Source organism: Patescibacteria group bacterium, assembly GCA_028715115.1.
Taxonomy (GTDB): Bacteria; Patescibacteriota; Patescibacteriia; order UBA2591; family UBA4787; genus JAQUSN01.
The window spans coordinates 371,059-386,540 of record JAQUSN010000001.1; the positions used below are offsets into that span (position 1 = coordinate 371,059).

Annotated in this window: 20 protein-coding genes and 2 tRNA genes; all 22 read left to right on the forward strand. The window is 40.7% G+C overall.

What is annotated here, in order from left to right; translation table 11 throughout:
* Positions 1-105: 105 nt before the first annotated feature.
* The 22 genes from rny (at position 106) to PHV78_02055 (ending at position 15,410) form a co-directional block, all read left to right on the forward strand.
* On the forward strand, positions 106-1,623 hold the full coding sequence (rny, locus tag PHV78_01950; GenBank protein MDD5395994.1) for a ribonuclease Y: 1,518 nt from the start codon (positions 106-108) through the stop codon (positions 1,621-1,623).
* Between the two features lie 123 nt (positions 1,624-1,746).
* Positions 1,747-2,610 carry a TIGR00282 family metallophosphoesterase gene (locus PHV78_01955; GenBank protein MDD5395995.1) on the forward strand — a complete coding sequence of 288 codons (864 nt, stop codon included), beginning with the start codon at positions 1,747-1,749 and terminating at the stop codon, positions 2,608-2,610.
* Between the two features lie 13 nt (positions 2,611-2,623).
* Entirely contained in the window at positions 2,624-2,761 is a 138-nt protein-coding gene (gene rpmH, locus PHV78_01960; protein MDD5395996.1) for a 50S ribosomal protein L34, read from the forward strand.
* A gap of 100 nt (positions 2,762-2,861) precedes the next feature.
* The gene (gene rnpA / locus PHV78_01965; protein MDD5395997.1) at positions 2,862-3,200 is read left to right on the forward strand and encodes a ribonuclease P protein component; all 339 of its coding nucleotides are present in this window, start codon (positions 2,862-2,864) and stop codon (positions 3,198-3,200) included.
* A 39-nt stretch (positions 3,201-3,239) separates the two neighbouring features.
* Positions 3,240-3,992, forward strand: a complete 753-nt coding sequence (locus PHV78_01970) for a YidC/Oxa1 family membrane protein insertase (protein ID MDD5395998.1) — start codon at positions 3,240-3,242, stop codon at positions 3,990-3,992.
* A gap of 3 nt (positions 3,993-3,995) precedes the next feature.
* On the forward strand, positions 3,996-4,256 hold the full coding sequence (locus PHV78_01975) for a PRC-barrel domain-containing protein (protein MDD5395999.1): 261 nt from the start codon (positions 3,996-3,998) through the stop codon (positions 4,254-4,256).
* Between the two features lie 76 nt (positions 4,257-4,332).
* Positions 4,333-6,168, forward strand: coding sequence for a translation elongation factor 4 (gene lepA / locus PHV78_01980; GenBank protein ID MDD5396000.1), 1,836 nt, complete (start codon positions 4,333-4,335; stop codon positions 6,166-6,168).
* A 55-nt stretch (positions 6,169-6,223) separates the two neighbouring features.
* Positions 6,224-6,805 carry a PH domain-containing protein gene (locus PHV78_01985; GenBank protein MDD5396001.1) on the forward strand — a complete coding sequence of 194 codons (582 nt, stop codon included), beginning with the start codon at positions 6,224-6,226 and terminating at the stop codon, positions 6,803-6,805.
* A gap of 119 nt (positions 6,806-6,924) precedes the next feature.
* A complete protein-coding gene (gene rplU, locus PHV78_01990; GenBank protein MDD5396002.1) occupies positions 6,925-7,293 on the forward strand; it encodes a 50S ribosomal protein L21 in 369 nt (122 codons plus the stop codon).
* A gap of 1,265 nt (positions 7,294-8,558) precedes the next feature.
* On the forward strand, positions 8,559-9,401 hold the full coding sequence (mutM, locus tag PHV78_01995; protein ID MDD5396003.1) for a DNA-formamidopyrimidine glycosylase: 843 nt from the start codon (positions 8,559-8,561) through the stop codon (positions 9,399-9,401).
* Between the two features lie 68 nt (positions 9,402-9,469).
* Positions 9,470-9,542: transfer RNA gene (locus tag PHV78_02000), tRNA-Pro, on the forward strand.
* 99 nt (positions 9,543-9,641) lie between these two features.
* Positions 9,642-9,887, forward strand: coding sequence for a hypothetical protein (locus PHV78_02005; GenBank protein MDD5396004.1), 246 nt, complete (start codon positions 9,642-9,644; stop codon positions 9,885-9,887).
* A 1-nt stretch (position 9,888) separates the two neighbouring features.
* Complete coding sequence (locus PHV78_02010; GenBank protein MDD5396005.1) at positions 9,889-10,182, forward strand: hypothetical protein; 294 nt, start codon at positions 9,889-9,891, stop codon at positions 10,180-10,182.
* A gap of 19 nt (positions 10,183-10,201) precedes the next feature.
* Positions 10,202-10,275, forward strand: a tRNA-Glu gene (locus PHV78_02015).
* A 16-nt stretch (positions 10,276-10,291) separates the two neighbouring features.
* A complete protein-coding gene (locus PHV78_02020; protein ID MDD5396006.1) occupies positions 10,292-10,837 on the forward strand; it encodes a hypothetical protein in 546 nt (181 codons plus the stop codon).
* A gap of 520 nt (positions 10,838-11,357) precedes the next feature.
* A complete protein-coding gene (locus PHV78_02025) occupies positions 11,358-12,020 on the forward strand; it encodes an HD domain-containing protein (protein ID MDD5396007.1) in 663 nt (220 codons plus the stop codon).
* Complete coding sequence (locus PHV78_02030) at positions 12,017-12,568, forward strand: HDIG domain-containing protein (protein ID MDD5396008.1); 552 nt, start codon at positions 12,017-12,019, stop codon at positions 12,566-12,568. Before PHV78_02025 ends, PHV78_02030 begins: the two co-directional genes overlap by 4 nt.
* A 1-nt stretch (position 12,569) precedes the next feature.
* On the forward strand, positions 12,570-12,758 hold the full coding sequence (locus PHV78_02035; protein MDD5396009.1) for a hypothetical protein: 189 nt from the start codon (positions 12,570-12,572) through the stop codon (positions 12,756-12,758).
* 23 nt (positions 12,759-12,781) lie between these two features.
* On the forward strand, positions 12,782-13,075 hold the full coding sequence (locus tag PHV78_02040) for a DUF5652 family protein (protein MDD5396010.1): 294 nt from the start codon (positions 12,782-12,784) through the stop codon (positions 13,073-13,075).
* Positions 13,076-13,079: 4 nt separating this feature from the next.
* The gene (locus tag PHV78_02045; GenBank protein MDD5396011.1) at positions 13,080-13,790 is read left to right on the forward strand and encodes an anaerobic ribonucleoside-triphosphate reductase activating protein; all 711 of its coding nucleotides are present in this window, start codon (positions 13,080-13,082) and stop codon (positions 13,788-13,790) included.
* A gap of 51 nt (positions 13,791-13,841) precedes the next feature.
* Positions 13,842-14,147, forward strand: coding sequence for an MGMT family protein (locus tag PHV78_02050; GenBank protein MDD5396012.1), 306 nt, complete (start codon positions 13,842-13,844; stop codon positions 14,145-14,147).
* A gap of 6 nt (positions 14,148-14,153) precedes the next feature.
* Positions 14,154-15,410, forward strand: a complete 1,257-nt coding sequence (locus PHV78_02055) for a trypsin-like peptidase domain-containing protein (GenBank protein ID MDD5396013.1) — start codon at positions 14,154-14,156, stop codon at positions 15,408-15,410.
* Positions 15,411-15,482: the final 72 nt, after the last annotated feature.

The window sequence follows — 15,482 nt, forward strand, 5'->3', positions numbered from 1 at the left end:
TCTTTTGTTTCTTCGCAAGGCATTGCGGTTAGAAACAAAAGACCCTGTAAGGGTAACATTAATTAAGTTATAATTATTATTTTAACGTAACGTATAAGAGGACTTATGATTTATACTGCATATTTATTAATTGCTTTAGTAGTTGGCGTGGTGATTGGTTATGTGGCACGCAAGGTCATTGCTCAAAAAAGAACTGCTTCGGCAGAAGCCAAGGCAGAAGAATTAATTCGCAATGCCAAAACTAAACAGCAAGAATTGTTTTTTAAAGCGCGCGAGGAAGCGCTAAAAATCATCGAAGAAGCGAAAAAAGAAGAACAATCTCACCGGCAGGAATTAAAATCAGCCGAAGAGCGGTTTGAGAGACGCCAATCGATGTTTGACAAAAAATTATTGGAGCTCGAAGAGAATCAAAAAGAACTAACTGATCGAGCGGCTCGTTTAGAGGAAGCGAAGGTTAAGATTAAAAAAATCTACGAAGACGCTAAAGTAAAATTAGAAGAAATTTCTGGTTATAGCAAAGAACAGGCGCAGCAAGTTTTGTTTGAACAAATCGAAAAAGACAATCAGGATATTGTTTTAGAACGAATAAAAAAACTCGAGAAATTTGGTTCAGATCAAATCGACAAAAAAGCCAAACAAATGCTTTCCACTGCCATGGAACGCTTAGCTTCATCTGTTTCAACCGAACGTACGACCAGCTCCGTTAACCTTCCTTCAGATGATATGAAGGGTAGAATTATCGGGCGCGAAGGCAGAAACATTAAAGTCATCGAGCAATTAACAGGCGTAGAAATCGTAGTTGATGATACGCCAGAAGTTATTTTTGCTTCAAGTTTTAATCCGATTCGTCGGCAATTAGCTAAAAGAACCCTGGAAAAATTAATTGCCGATGGTCGCATTCAGCCGGCGCGTATTGAAAAATACGTCGAAGAAGCTAAAACAGAATTAATTCAAGAAATTAAATCGGCTGGTGAAGACGCGGTTTATCAACTTGGCATCGCCGGACTCGATCCCAAATTGGTGCAATTACTTGGTCGATTAAAATATCGAACTAGTTATGGCCAAAATGTTTTACAGCACTCAATAGAAACAGCTAATCTTGCCGCAATTTTGGCTTCTGATTTGGGGGTCAATGTGGCCATGGCTAAAAAGGCAGGCTTATTGCATGATATCGGCAAGGCCATTGATCATGAAACCGAAGGCACTCACCCGGAGATTGGCCGTGACTTAGCTAAAAAATATAATTTGCCAGAAGAAATAATCACTGCTATTGGCACGCACCACGAAGATCATCCGCCAATCATCGAAGCGGTTATCGTTAAAGTGGCCGACGCCTTATCAGGCGCTCGACCTGGCGCGCGACGTGATAGTTACGAAGATTATATTAAGCGTCTAGACGATTTGGAACAAGTTGCCAAAACATTTAAAGGTGTGGACAAAGTTTATGCTATTCAGGCTGGTCGAGAAATCAGAGTGTTTGTACTGCCGCAAGAAGTTGATGATTTGGCTGCAGCTAAATTAGCGCGAGCCGTTGCTGATAAAATAGAAGCTGATTTAAAATATCCAGGCGAAATAAAAGTAACGGTTATTCGCGAAAGCAAAGTGGTAGAGTTCGCCAGGTAGTCCTGCCTGCCGGTAGGTAGGGAGGTTTGACCGTCATAAAATTGCGACCATAAACCAAAAACTTTAAATTAAACGAGGCAAAACCATTGGTAATTAATATTAATCAGGTCAGAGGCTGGAGCAATGTCAAATTTCTACCAACCTGGTTCGCCAGATAAAACAACAACAATGAAAATACTTTTTTTTGGAGACGTATTCGGCAAGATGGGGCGATTAGCCCTGGTTAAAGAGTTGCCTAAGATTAAAAAAAAATGGCGACCCGACTTAACCTTAGCTAATGTTGAAAACATGGCCCACGGTAAGGGCGTGACCATCAAAACACTTCGACAATTAAGCGAGGCTGGCATTGACGCTTTTACATCTGGAGATCACTTCTGGTCAAAGAAGGAAGAACTTGATAAAATTAAGAAATTAGAGATACCTATTATTAGGCCTGACAATTTTAAAGGTAAATTGGCCGGTCGCGGCCACTTGGTCATAAAATGCAATAAAAAAAATGTTTTACTCGTTAATTTAATGGGTCGGACATTCTCCAAATATCAAGACGAACGCGGAGTCAGTACTTTAGCTAATCCTTTTAAGGTGGCCGACAAGATATTAAAAAAGTATCCGCGCGTTAAAATTAAAATAGTTGATTTTCACGGCGAAGCTACTTCGGAAAAAGTCAGCCTGGGTCATTATTTGAATGGGCGAGTATCGGCGATTTTAGGCACTCATACGCACATACCGACGGCCGATGAACAAACTTTATCTAGAGGCACCGCCTATATCACTGACGTCGGCATGGTTGGCCCAAAAGATTCGGTCATTGGTGTGGAAAAAACTGTTATTTTGGATAGATTTTTACATGACATTTTTACTGGACCGATTAAAATGGAAATTCCTGAAACAGGCTCGGCTGTCATTAATGGAGTTGTTGTTGAGATTGACGATAAAACGGGCCAAGCTAAAAAAATTAGCAGAATAAATCAAGAAACATTAATTTAGTAATTGATATCTTATGCCAAAGAGAACCTATCAACCTAAAAAAAGAAAGAGAACTCGCTGCCATGGTTTCTTAAAAAGAATGAGAAGCCGCACTGGTTGCCAAGTGATTAAACGCCGCCGAGCCAAAGGACGCAAAAAATTAACCGTTTAGCCACTACTAATTTACAAATCTTTTACCCTTTAGTCCGTCCCGTTTACTGAACGAACGGGTCCAGGACGAATATACAAATTACGAATTGATTTTTAATTTTATGTTAGACAGAGCTCATCGTTTAACAAAAGACATTGATTTTGAGAAGCTGGCGAAGAGTGGGCGAGCGGTCTATGGTGGCGAACTTGCCTTGAAGTGGCGTAAAAATGATTTAGCGCAATCGCGCTTTGGCTTTGTCATTTCGACCAAGGTTTCAAAAAAAGCAGTCGTGCGCAATAAAATCAAGCGCCGAATGCGCGCCATAGTTCGTTTAAGTTTAAGCAAAATTAAGCCCGGTTATGATATAATGATTTTAACCAGGACCGAAATCGTAAAATTATCTTACGCCGAGCTAAAGTCGAAACTAGAATTATTATTAAAACAAGCTAGTTTACTATAGTTAGTAAAATAACTTCATTAATTTTTTAACAATTTTGGCATGATACAAATATATAAAACAGTACTTTATCAACCATTGTTAAATCTTTTAGTTTTCTTGCACAATATTTTACCCGGGCATGACTTGGGTTTAGCTATTATTATTGTGACGATTATTATTCGTTTAATCCTATGGCCGTTGTCGCAAAAATCAGTCCGCTCGCAAAAGGCACTGCAAGACCTTCAGCCCAAACTAAAAAGTTTACAGGAAAAATATAAACAAGATAAACAGAAATTAGCCGCGGCTATGATGGAGCTTTATCGAGAGAATAAAATTAATCCTTTTTCGTCATTTTTGCCGTTATTGATTCAATTTCCGATTTTAATCGCCGTCTACCAGGTTTTTTTAAACGGCCTAAAGTCTACTCAGTTGGTTCTTTATTCGTTTATTCATAATCCAGGCGCGCTTAATAATGTTGCTTTTGGATTTTTGAATTTATCCAAACCGAACTTAATTTTGGCGGTTATTACTGGTGCGATTCAGTATTGGCAGACCAAAATGCTGGTTAAGTCTACGCCGCCAGCTGCAGTGGCGGGTAAAACTGGCGCCAAAGACGAAGGCGTGATGGCGATTATGAATAAACAGATGTCGGTGATGATGCCTCTTTTAACGGTTTTTATCGGCATTGCTTTGCCGAGCGGTTTAATGATTTATTGGTTAGTAGGTTTGCTTTTGACCGTTTTGCAGCAAAAATTGGTTTTCAAACAGTCTACCAACGCTCAGTCAACATCAAATACGACACCAAATAAATAATTTATGTTGGTTAAAGAAAAAATAATCGGCTTGCCGGTTTACACTCAATCAGGAAAGCTTTTAGGCAAAGTTATCGATTTAGAATCGGCGCCACAAAGCGAGTTGGTGATAAGGTACATTGTCGAACCCGATGGTTTAATAAAAAATATCATCGGCGTCCAATTATCAATTTCTCCCCAGCAGATAATTTCTTTAACCGAAGAAAAAATGATCGTTGAAGATAATTGTCAAAAAATTAAAAGCCAGGCAACGCTTTCGGCTTAAATTTCTCAATTTTTTATTTAAGTGATAAGAATATAGGGGTCCCGACTCAGGTCGGGAGAAAATTAAAAATTTCCGTATGTCATTTCTGATTAGAAATTTTTGCATTATCGCGCACGTTGATCACGGTAAGTCAACCCTGGCTGACCGTTTTTTAGAATTGACTAAAACTATTCCACAAAACAAAATGCAGCCGCAATATCTTGACCGCATGCCCTTGGAGCGTGAACGGGGGATTACTATTAAATTGCAGCCGGTGACTATGGAATATGCGTCAAAGGGCGTTTCATATATGTTGAACTTAATTGATACACCCGGTCATGTGGATTTTTCTTATGAGGTTTCGCGGTCTTTAGCTGCGGTGGAAGGTGCGATTTTATTGGTTGATGCCGGCCAGGGCGTGCAAGCGCAAACCTTGGCTAATTTGTATTTAGCAAGGCAGCAAGATTTGGCCGTCATCCCGGTGATTAATAAAATAGACTTGCCTAACATAGATCTTGAAACCAGTAAGCGCGATTTGAGCAATCTATTAAAAATTTCGCCGGAGGAAATAATTTTGACTTCAGCTAAAACCGGAGTTGGCGTAGAGAAAATTTTGGAAGAAGTGGTAAAAAAAGTTCCACCGCCGCAAGGCAATCCTTACCAGCCCCTGCGCGCTTTGATTTTTGATTCGGTTTACGATGAATATCGAGGAGTAATAATTTTTGTCCGCGTTTTCGACGGCCAAATTAAAGCCGGCGAAAAAATAAAAATGTTAGCCAACGCCGCCGAAGCAGAGGTGCTCGAAGTCGGCATCTTTGCTCCAGAATTAAAAAAACAAGACAATCTATCGGTTGGACAAATCGGCTATATTGTCACTAGCTTAAAAGAAATCGACAAGACTCGTGTCGGCGACACGGTCACGGACTTAAAATTTTCGACCTTGCCGGAAATTTTAGCCGGTTATCAAGAAGCGAGGCCAATGGTTTTTGCAGGTCTTTACCCGCAACAAGGCGCTTACATTAATAAGTTGCGCGCCGCGTTGCAAAAATTAAAATTAAACGATGCTAGTTTGTTTTTCGAGCCCGAACGTTCATCGGCCTTGGGCTTTGGTTTTCGCGCTGGATTTTTAGGATTGCTTCATTTAGACATCATCAAAGAGCGGTTGAAACGGGAATTTAATATCGACCTTGTTATTACTACGCCTTCAGTCGCTTATCAAATCATTTATAAAAACGGGGAAGAAGAGACCATGCATCGGGCGCAAGAAATGCCTGATCCTTCGCAAGTAGAGAAGATCCTTGAACCCTGGGCAAAAGTGGAAATTTTGTCGCCGACTAAACATGTGGGCGCGATTATGGAGCTCGTTAACGAATATAAAGGAAGGTTTGTCTCTATAGAATATCTTGGCGATCCATCAGTAGACGGACCAGTCAATGGACCGACTGGCGGACAGCGCGCCTTGATTCATTATCATATTCCTTTTGCGCTTCTCTTGGCTGATTTTTATGATAAACTTAAGAGCGTCAGTTCAGGCTATGCTTCGATGTCTTATGATTTTTTGGATTATGAGTCGGCTGACGTGATTAAACTTGATATTTTGGTAGCCGAAGAGCCGGTCGAAGCCTTTGCTTCTATTGTTTATCGCGATGACGCTTATTTTCACGGCCGCCGCATTGTTGAAAAATTAAAAAAAGTTTTGCCCAAGCAAATGTTTGAAGTAAAAATCCAAGCGGCTTTAGGCGGCAAGATAGTGGCTGCGGAACGGTTGCCGGCGATACGCAAAGATGTGACGGCAAAATTATATGGCGGCGACGTGACGCGAAAAATGAAATTATTAAATAAGCAAAAAAAGGGTAAGAAAAAAATGATGCAAAGAGGGGTGGGCAAGGTTGATATTCCGCCCGAAGCCTATTTAGCAGTGTTAAAGAAATAATATCCCAATATTCTATAGAATGTTAGAATGTCGTAAATTTTTTAATAATTTTGGTATGGAATTTCAGCATAACGAGAAAATAATTAAGGTGGTTTATCGCTCCTGGTTGGCATACTTTCTGGCCATATTTTTTGCTTTACTTCTTGTTGTCGCGGCGTGTTTTTTTATCGTGCCGCTTTTTAATTTTGGCTGGTGGGGCAAAGCCATTTTCTGGCTGGTCATTGTCTTGGGCGTGTTTTTGGGCCTGCGCACCATTATTGTCGCTTTTACTAGCCGATTAATTATTACTAATCAACGCTTAATTTTCTATTGGCGCCAGGGCTTGTTTAACCAAAGCATCGTTAAAATCGACTTCGAACAAATTAAAAATATCAGTTTAGTGGTTAAAGGATTCTTAACGACTATTTTTAAATTCGGCGTCTTAACTATTAGTCTAAATAATCAACCGGAAATTATTAATTTTTCGCCAATCAGTCAGCCTTATCAAATTCAGGAGCTTTTATTGCAATTGCAATCTAAAAAAAGAAAAGCCAACGTCGAAGAAATGGACGATTATGAACTGATCGACCTGGCGCGCCAGATCCGCCATCGCTTGGGGCGAGATGTCTTGCGCCGCGTGGCCGATGAACAAGAATAGGCGAGAAAAGTCTTGACAAAAAAGTAGTGACATGTTATCTTATTTAAATAATAAATAATAGCTCGTAAATTTCGACCGTAATTAATGTTACTCCTCCTTACGTCGGAGTGCTCAAAATTATGGAAGAAACTTACGAACTTCGTTCTAAATTTTTTAATAATTTTGGTATGAATTTCGCGATTATCAAAACTGGCGGCAAACAATATTTAGTCAAAGTTGGCCAAACTTTATTTTTTGAAAAATTAGCCGGCGCTAAAGATAAAAATTATTCTTTTGACCAGGTTCTTCTCGTTGGCGATGAGAAGGGCGAAGTGGTTAAAATCGGCAAGCCATATTTATCCGGCGCGAGCGTGGATGCCGAAATTTTAGGCCAGATCAAAGGACCCAAGGTTCACGTGATGAAATTTAAAAGCAAGGTTCGCTATCATCGTAATGTCGGCCATCGCCAACAGCTGACTAAGGCAAAAATCACCAAGATTACTGCATAAAATAAAATTTATTTTTCGATAAAAAACGGGCGTTAATGCGCCCGTTTTTGTTATAGTGGATAATTTGTGTATAAGGAAAATTGACAATTTTTATAAAATATAATAATATTATAATTGTCTCAGAGACACCCTCCATTTCTGCGCCTCTGAGATGGTCAGGATTAAAACTCCTGATTCGCCGGAAGAGGCTAGAGCATCGAAATTCACTCACACAGTGGTTTCGGGAGAAACTTCCTCAAGAAGCGGAGGGTCACCACGTCGGGCGGGCTTGTTTTGAGCCGGCATCCAAATACCTCGTGCGGCAGGTCTACTGTCCAACCACGAGAACATCGGCCGGCCTGCGCCCATACGTCCTCTGGAGGTGTGAGAAGGGTGTTTCATCTCTCTCTTGTGCCCGAGGATGGGTGCCCGACGATACAGCGTGGCCGCTTTATGCGCGCCACATCGCAACCGCGGATCATGCGCCCTCGGAATGTGGGGCGCATTACAACGGGAGCTAAGAGCTCGGCTTCTCAAACCGGCTCGGTCAAAGCCGGCTCAGAATGCTCCGCTTTCATAACCGCGGTTTCTACACACGCATCGCCGCTGTTCCGGCTGCGAGACGAGTCTGGAGTTCGGCGGAGTCTCAACCCCGCGAATATCCGATAGTCTCGGGATTTGCTCGACCTCGGGCATCCCCACATATGCCTTGAACATCCCGGCGATTGCAAGGCGACCAGCCCACTAGGCGGTCGCAAAACCCCCGATCAGGAATGTTGCTGACCCCTCTAAGTAGTGGCGAGCGAATGTGGAGAGGGCAGAACTTCCGCCGGGGACCAACGCAGAGCTCAGACATAGGCCGCTATCGGGTGCGAACGCCTTCGCATTCGGAGCCAGCCTTTCTGGCATCTGCACGTCCGACATGCGGGCGGCCCCTTGGCCGCCCGCTCTTCTTTGTTTTAATTAGAAATTAATGCACAGGCAAAAACCTTGACTATATTCTAAAAAACATTATTAATATATATTGATCGAATCTCAATCACCGAGCGGCTATATAGCACTCATGGAGGTAGCTAGCCGTAAAGCTGGGTAAAGGGCGACTACTTTTGCGCTTAGCCAGTTGTCCCTAGCATCGGTGAACACGCTTTGTGCGTGAGTACCCCCTGGGGCCGGGCAGCTATGCTGTTCGGCCCTTTTCTTTTATATTAGCCCTTGAAATATTTTAGCGAATAAGCTATACTTTAATAATTAATATTTTACTTCATGAATTTTATTAAAAAATTTTTATGCCCGAATTACCAGAGGTCGAAACAATAAAAACTCAGCTTAATAAAAAAATTCGTGACAAAAAAATAAAATTAGTCGAAATTCATTTGGGTAAAATACTGCAGGGCGTTTCTGAAGAAAAATTCAAAAAAATTGTCACCGATAAAAAAATAAAAAACATCGAACGCCGAGCCAAGTTAATAATTATAAATTTATCGGGAGGATTTTCGATAGTAGTTCATCTTAAAATGACGGGCCAACTTTTGTACTTTAAAAATCAACAGACCTTCGAAAATTATCAAAATAAAAAAGGCGCGCACTTTGTTTATAATTTTACCGATGGGAGCTTAATAGCACACCTTGATACGCGCCAATTCGGTTACGTAAAAATTTTAAAAACCAAAGACTTGGATAATCTTTTTAAAAAAGAAGCGTTCGGTCCGGAACCCTTGGCAAAAAATTTTACTTTAAAAGTTTTCAAAAATTTATTAACTAAAAGACCCAGGACAAAAATTAAACCGCTTTTAATGGATCAGGCTTTTATCGCCGGCGTAGGCAATATTTACGCTCAAGAAGCTTGTTGGGCGGCTAAAATTTTTCCCACTCGCACAGCGCAAAGTTTGACTTCGCAAGAAGTTCGCGCTCTTTATCTAAATTTAATTAAAATATTATGCTTGGCGGTCAGTTGCCGCGGATCGTCGGTCGATAATTATCTTGATACTGAAGGTAAGCAAGGTGAGTATGTGCCGCGCTTAAAGGTTTATAATCGTGAAGGAGAAAGGTGTTATCGCGGAGACGGCGTGGTAAAAAAAATGACCTTAGCCGGACGAGGAACCTATTATTGTCCAAATTGTCAAAAATAAAAATAAATTATAAGTTGGTATAATCTTTAATCTCACTTCAGGTTTGGCCAGCCCGCCATAGTCTGAGCCGGGGTATAGCGTAACGGCTAACGCGCTCGCTTCGGGTGCGAGAGACTCTGGGTTCAAATCCCAGTACCCCGATTTAGGCGATGGCAGGCCTGTCTATTGGCAGGCAGGCGGGGACCGTGATCCGTCCGCCATTCGCCAACTGGCGAAGGCGGACTCGTCCCCGATAAAATTATGAAAAGAAAAAGAGTAGACTTATTCGTGAATATTTGTATTCCTGTCCTAACGGTTTTGGCTTATATTATTATCGGGCTAAAATTGCCGCAGTGGGGATTAGTCGTGAATTTGGCGGCGCAGCCGTTTTGGTTTTATGCCGCCTGGAAGGCCTACAAAGAGGCGAATCAAGTCGGTATTTTAATCACCAGTACGATCATAAGCTTGGCGTTAATTTTTGGCATTTTAAACTATTGGGTATTTTAATATGAGAAGAACAATCTTTACGATTTTAATCGTTACCGTTATAGTTTTAGTCGGCCTTTTTTTGGCCTATAGAATATTAAAGAAAGGCTTTGATGAAGTTGAAACGAGCAAGGTTCCGATTATGAGCCAATGTAAAAATAAAATAGTTTATACGCTTGATATGGATGCCGATAAGATGCTTTTACAAGAGGATTGTTTAAGTCGTCGCGGTTATTTTAATCTTTGCGGTAGTGTTTGTTCGGCCAAGGGGCGGCCAACAATTACCGTTTGTGCTTATACTTGTGAGCTTAAATAAAAAAGTAGTTGTTTAATAGGGCGCGTTCGTCTAGTGGTAGGACGCCAGGCTTTCACTCTGGCAACAAGGGTTCGATTCCCTTACGCGCTACCAATTTATATCCGTGATTATGTTTAAAAAAATTACCTTCATCGTTATTTTCTTAATTATTATTGTCAGCATCGGTTATTTGCTGTTTTATTTTTCGTCCAGGCCGGCCGAATTAAGCGAGAGAGAAAATATTACTTTTGATCCGCGCAATTGCACATATATGATTGACGAAAAAGTCATTGTTCTTAAAAATGGTTATTCAGAGGAGATAATCCCAGGGTCGTCGGCAAAGCTTATTACAAAATATTTTGGCAATACAGTGTCGGGAGATTTTAACGGAGACGGCTTAACGGATGAGGCTTTTCTTCTTACCCAGGAATCCGGCGGAAGCGGAGTTTTTTATTATGTTGCCGTGGCCCTAAGAGTGCAAAATGGTCCTTCAGGTCTTAATGCGATTTTTCTCGGCGATCGCATTGCCCCGCAGACCACTAATTTTCAAGACAACGAAATTATAGTTAATTATGCTGATCGCCAATCAGGAGAACCAATGACCACGTCGCCGTCGGTTGGAATTTCTAGATATTTTAAAGTTGACAGCGATCGTTTAGTCGAAATCAAAAAATAAATTATTTATTAGTGTAGAATAAAAAAATACGGGAACGGCAACGGGGTTGTCCCCGTGTTTTTTATTCCCGCCCAAAAGTATTTTTATAAAAAAAGAAAACACCCCGGCATATTTCAGCTGGGGCGTTGCATGGGCGTGCACTCGGGCCTCCATGGTGAATTGCGAGCGCCGTGCATGGCTCGAAGAGCCTACTTTTGGCAGCGGAGGTATATGACCTCGGGCATTCCCCGCACTGCGACGACCTCGCCGCTGCTTGTCCGGAGTAGTCCGGGCACAAAACAGATCACAGGCCCTGCCGGTGGCGGAATCTGTCTTGCCGCGGAGGTAGATGCGGGGTCCTTGGTATCTTTCGATTTCATGTTCATTCCTTTCTTGAGTCTTCTTCGAACTTAATTAGATATTAGCATATTTTGGACCTTTTGTCAATCCTTGCATAAAAATTTTGGTATGAAGGCTAATATTAGTGTTCACTTATTTTTTAGCTGTGGTATAATTTTTTCATTATTATGTTTCTTTGTTTATGTTTACTTTAAATGAAGTTAAGAAAAATCCGCAAATTATAGAGTTTATCAACCAAACTGTAGCTTCGTTAAAGGCTTTAGCTTATACTGAACATGGCCCTCGCCACTTAGGCTTGGTTTCGGACCGCGCTAGAAATTTAGCTAAATGCATTGGTTTAAATAAGATAGAGCAAGAATTAGTTGCCATTGCGGCTTATTGCCACGACATCGGTAATTTCTTGGGCCGAACAGAGCATCATTATTGGGGAGCGTTGTTGTTTCATCAAATTTTTCAACAAAATTTTTCCGCTCGCGACCTATCACAAATCATTCAAGCCATTACTAATCACGATAAAGAAGAGATGAAGTTTTCTAGTAAAATTTCCGCGGTCTTGGTCATTGCTGACAAATCGGACGTTCACCGCTCGCGAGTCATTGATAATTCGCCAGACAATATCGCCAAAGACATTCATGACCGTGTTAACTACGCCACGACCGACAGTAAATTAAGAATTGATAAAAAAAATAAAAAAATCATTTTGACTCTAAAGATTGACACCAAGTTCGTGCCGATTATGGAGTACTTTGAAATTTTTACTGGAAGAATGACTTATTGCCGCACCGCTGCTGATTATCTAGGTTATAAATTTAATTTAGTGATAAATAATATTAAATTATTATGATGCGGGCTGAAGCTTTAAAATTAGTCGAAGAAAAGATTCAAAATAAAAATTTAATCAAACATTGCCTGGCCGTGGAAGCAGTCATGGCTGCTTTGGCGCAAAAATTCGGCCAAAATAAAGAACAATGGGCGCTAGCTGGTTTGCTTCATGACATTGATTATGAACAAACCAAAGACAAACCAGAACAACATAGCCTAATCGGCGCGCAGATGCTGACGGAGTTAAACATTGATTCTGAAATCATCCAGGCCATTAAGGTTCATAACGATATGCATCAATTGCCGCGACAAACCTTGATAGATAAGTCCTTGTTTTGTGCCGATCCGATAACCGGACTAATCGTGGCCTCAACGCTAGTTTTACCTAATAAAAAAATTATTGAATTGACGCCGGAAAATGTTTTGAATCGTTTCAAAGAAAAAGGCTTTGCTAAGGGTGCCAATCGCGAGCATATTGCCATGTGTTCGGAAATAGCCTTAAGCCTGGAAGAATTTGTCAGAATTAGTTTAGGGGCTATGCAAGCCATTAATAATGAAATTGGGCTATAATATGGAATGTCGGCAAAAAAATAACATTAAAAATTGCCCGTGCACTTGGCCTAACTGTGAAAACAAGGGAATCTGTTGCCTTTGTTTAAAATATCATCGCGATAAAAAAGAGTTGCCGGCTTGTTGTTTTTCGCCCGAAGTGGAGAAGACGTTTGATCGCTCGATAAAAAAATTTTTAGCAGAACAATAATCTTAATTCGTAAATTTTAAATTATGACCAATTATTTGGGGCTCTATTATGGCTCAACCGCTTATTCTGTGGTTATGGCCTTACTTTTACTCTGGTCTTTACCTTGGAAGGGCGTAGCCTTATGGCGAGCTGCTAAAAAAAATCATACGGTTTGGTTTATCGTATTCTTAATCCTGAATACCATTGGTATTTTGGAAATTTTATACATCTTTGTTTTTTCGAAGATGAAAGAAGGCGAAATAACCGTTGAAGAAAAAAATTGGTTAACCAAATTGTGGGAGAAAATTTTACGCTTTTTAGGAATTAAAAAGTCTTAAGACGATGATTTTTCGCGGCTGGCAAAAAAATTCGCTCATTGAGTGGCCTGATAAGATTTCAACCGTTGTTTTTGTCGGCGGTTGTACTTTTGCTTGTCCGTGGTGCCATAATCGCGATTTAGTATTTTCTCCGGAAAAATTCGAAGCCATTGACGGACAAACAGTTCTAGATTATTTAGCGGAAAATAGAAAATTTCTTGATGGCGTCATGATCAGCGGGGGAGAGCCGCTCGCAGGACTAGAGGTAAAAAGCAAAGCGGACGATTTTCTCGGTTTTGTTGAAAAAATCAAAGAATTAGGCCTGGGCGTGGGCATTGAGACTAATGGTTCTAACCCCGACTTTTTAGAATATCTGTTGAAGAATGACTTGATTGATTATGTGGCCATGGACATTAAGGCGCCACTCGTGCCGGAAAAATATAAAACCTTAAGCGGAGTAGACGTTGATTTAGAAAAAATAAAAAAGAGCATTGAGCTCATAAAAAATCTGGCACTTGATTATGAGTTTAGAACTACCGTAGTGCCTGGTATGTTGACAGAAAAAGATTTAATAGATGTTGCCGAGGCAATTAAAGGCGCAAAGAGATTTTATCTACAGGAGTTTAAACCAGAATTAGTGCCGCATTGGCCGCATAAACCATTTTTAAGGCAGGTGAGCGCACGGCTAAAAGAAAAATTAAAAGATTATTTTGAAATATTTGACATTAGATTATAAAAATATGTAAAACCAAAGATTGAATATAATGTTCAATCTTTGATATTATTTATGTTAACTAAATTTCAACAAAAAGTTTATGATGCCGTTAGAAAAATACCTCGTGGCAAAGTGGCTAGTTATCAGCAAGTCGCAATCTTTTTGGGCAAAAAATATGCGACAAGAGCAGTCGGTCAAGCTTTAAACAAAAACCCCTTTGCACCAAAAACGCCTTGCCACCGCGTAGTATATAAGAACGGACAATTGGGCGGTTATAAATTTGGTTGCCGAAATAAGCGACAAATGCTTTTAAAAGAGGGCATTAAATTTAATAAAAATAACCGAGTTTTGTCAAAATATTTTTTAAAGATTAAATAAATTAATATGAAGTTTCAAATCAATAAATTTTTTATTTTAGTCATCGTTTTGGCTTTAGTCGGCGGAGGAGCGGCCGGAACCATTACCAGTTATTATATGGCGAAAACGTCTTTAGATCAGATAAAGATCGCGAGCTATGATCAAAATTTGCGGGCTCCTATTCTTAATCAGCCGACCAACGGAAGTAATGATAAAAATACCAATAATCAGGATGTTGACACAGAGCAGTCGGTCGTGACGGCTGTTCAAAAGGTTAGCCCAGCCGTAGTAAGCATTGTTGTTAGTCGTCAGGTGGCACAAAATTCAATAAGTTTTTCCCCGCAAGATTTTTTTGATTTAAATTGGCCGTTTGGCAATTCACAAAATCCTAATCAGCAACAGCCAAGCACCAGCTTACGAGAGGTTGGCGGGGGAACGGGCTTTATCGTCTCGGCGGCTAATGGTTTAATTTTGACCAATAAGCACGTAGCGCCTGACAATCAATCGGTTTACGAGGTTTTGACTAGCGATGGACAAAAAATACCAGCAACGTTTGTGGCTAGCGATCCAGTCAATGATGTTGCTTTTTTGAAGATTAACAAAAAAGGATTAACCGAAGTCTCGCTGGGCGACTCTGATAAATTACAAATCGGCGAAAGCGTCATCGCTATTGGTAACGCCTTGGGTGAATATCGCAACACCGTGACTCGCGGCATTGTTTCTGGCGTGGGTCGAAACGTAGTGGCCGGCAATGGTCTCGGGCAAGCTGAATCGTTGGAAAATATTATTCAAACCGACGCGGCTATTAATCCGGGAAATTCCGGCGGACCATTAATTAATTTGAATGGGCAGGTTATTGGTGTTAACGTAGCCACGAGTCAAGCTGGCCAGTTAATCGGTTTTGCTATTCCGATTAATCAGGTTAAGTCGGCTATTAGTAGCGTAAGGTTATCGGGAACAATAGTGCGGCCATATTTAGGCATAAGATATATTTTAATCAATGACGAAATTGCTAAAGAAAATAATTTAAGCGTAAATTATGGCGCCCTACTTACACGAGGTCAAAGCGTTACAGAGTTAGCCGTGGTTCCTGGCGGACCGGCCGACAAAGCAGGACTAGTGGAAAACGACATTATTTTAGAAGTGAATGGACAGAAAGTTGATCAAAATCATTCATTAGCGCAATTAGTCCAACAGCATAAAGTCGGCGACGTTTTGACGCTAAAGATTTTGCATGATGGCGCGCAAAGAACAATCAGAGTAACATTAGAACAATTTAAATAAAATAGTCACCTCTATTAATAAAAGAGGGGCCGCTTAGGCGGCCCCCTTTCTTTTTCACTTATTTTTGTTATT

Excerpts from the sequence above, each read along its gene's own strand:
- rny (MDD5395994.1), top strand. The coding sequence starts at position 106 with ATGATTTATACTGCATATTTATTAATTGCTTTAGTAGTTGGCGTGGTG.
- PHV78_01955 (MDD5395995.1), top strand. The coding sequence starts at position 1,747 with ATGTCAAATTTCTACCAACCTGGTTCGCCAGATAAAACAACAACAATG.
- rpmH (MDD5395996.1), top strand. The coding sequence starts at position 2,624 with ATGCCAAAGAGAACCTATCAACCTAAAAAAAGAAAGAGAACTCGCTGC.
- rnpA (MDD5395997.1), top strand. The coding sequence starts at position 2,862 with ATGTTAGACAGAGCTCATCGTTTAACAAAAGACATTGATTTTGAGAAG.
- PHV78_01970 (MDD5395998.1), top strand. The coding sequence starts at position 3,240 with ATGATACAAATATATAAAACAGTACTTTATCAACCATTGTTAAATCTT.
- PHV78_01975 (MDD5395999.1), top strand. The coding sequence starts at position 3,996 with ATGTTGGTTAAAGAAAAAATAATCGGCTTGCCGGTTTACACTCAATCA.
- lepA (MDD5396000.1), top strand. The coding sequence starts at position 4,333 with ATGTCATTTCTGATTAGAAATTTTTGCATTATCGCGCACGTTGATCAC.
- PHV78_01985 (MDD5396001.1), top strand. The coding sequence starts at position 6,224 with ATGGAATTTCAGCATAACGAGAAAATAATTAAGGTGGTTTATCGCTCC.
- rplU (MDD5396002.1), top strand. The coding sequence starts at position 6,925 with ATGGAAGAAACTTACGAACTTCGTTCTAAATTTTTTAATAATTTTGGT.
- mutM (MDD5396003.1), top strand. The coding sequence starts at position 8,559 with ATGCCCGAATTACCAGAGGTCGAAACAATAAAAACTCAGCTTAATAAA.
- PHV78_02005 (MDD5396004.1), top strand. The coding sequence starts at position 9,642 with ATGAAAAGAAAAAGAGTAGACTTATTCGTGAATATTTGTATTCCTGTC.
- PHV78_02010 (MDD5396005.1), top strand. The coding sequence starts at position 9,889 with ATGAGAAGAACAATCTTTACGATTTTAATCGTTACCGTTATAGTTTTA.
- PHV78_02020 (MDD5396006.1), top strand. The coding sequence starts at position 10,292 with ATGTTTAAAAAAATTACCTTCATCGTTATTTTCTTAATTATTATTGTC.
- PHV78_02025 (MDD5396007.1), top strand. The coding sequence starts at position 11,358 with ATGTTTACTTTAAATGAAGTTAAGAAAAATCCGCAAATTATAGAGTTT.
- PHV78_02030 (MDD5396008.1), top strand. The coding sequence starts at position 12,017 with ATGATGCGGGCTGAAGCTTTAAAATTAGTCGAAGAAAAGATTCAAAAT.
- PHV78_02035 (MDD5396009.1), top strand. The coding sequence starts at position 12,570 with ATGGAATGTCGGCAAAAAAATAACATTAAAAATTGCCCGTGCACTTGG.
- PHV78_02040 (MDD5396010.1), top strand. The coding sequence starts at position 12,782 with ATGACCAATTATTTGGGGCTCTATTATGGCTCAACCGCTTATTCTGTG.
- PHV78_02045 (MDD5396011.1), top strand. The coding sequence starts at position 13,080 with ATGATTTTTCGCGGCTGGCAAAAAAATTCGCTCATTGAGTGGCCTGAT.
- PHV78_02050 (MDD5396012.1), top strand. The coding sequence starts at position 13,842 with ATGTTAACTAAATTTCAACAAAAAGTTTATGATGCCGTTAGAAAAATA.
- PHV78_02055 (MDD5396013.1), top strand. The coding sequence starts at position 14,154 with ATGAAGTTTCAAATCAATAAATTTTTTATTTTAGTCATCGTTTTGGCT.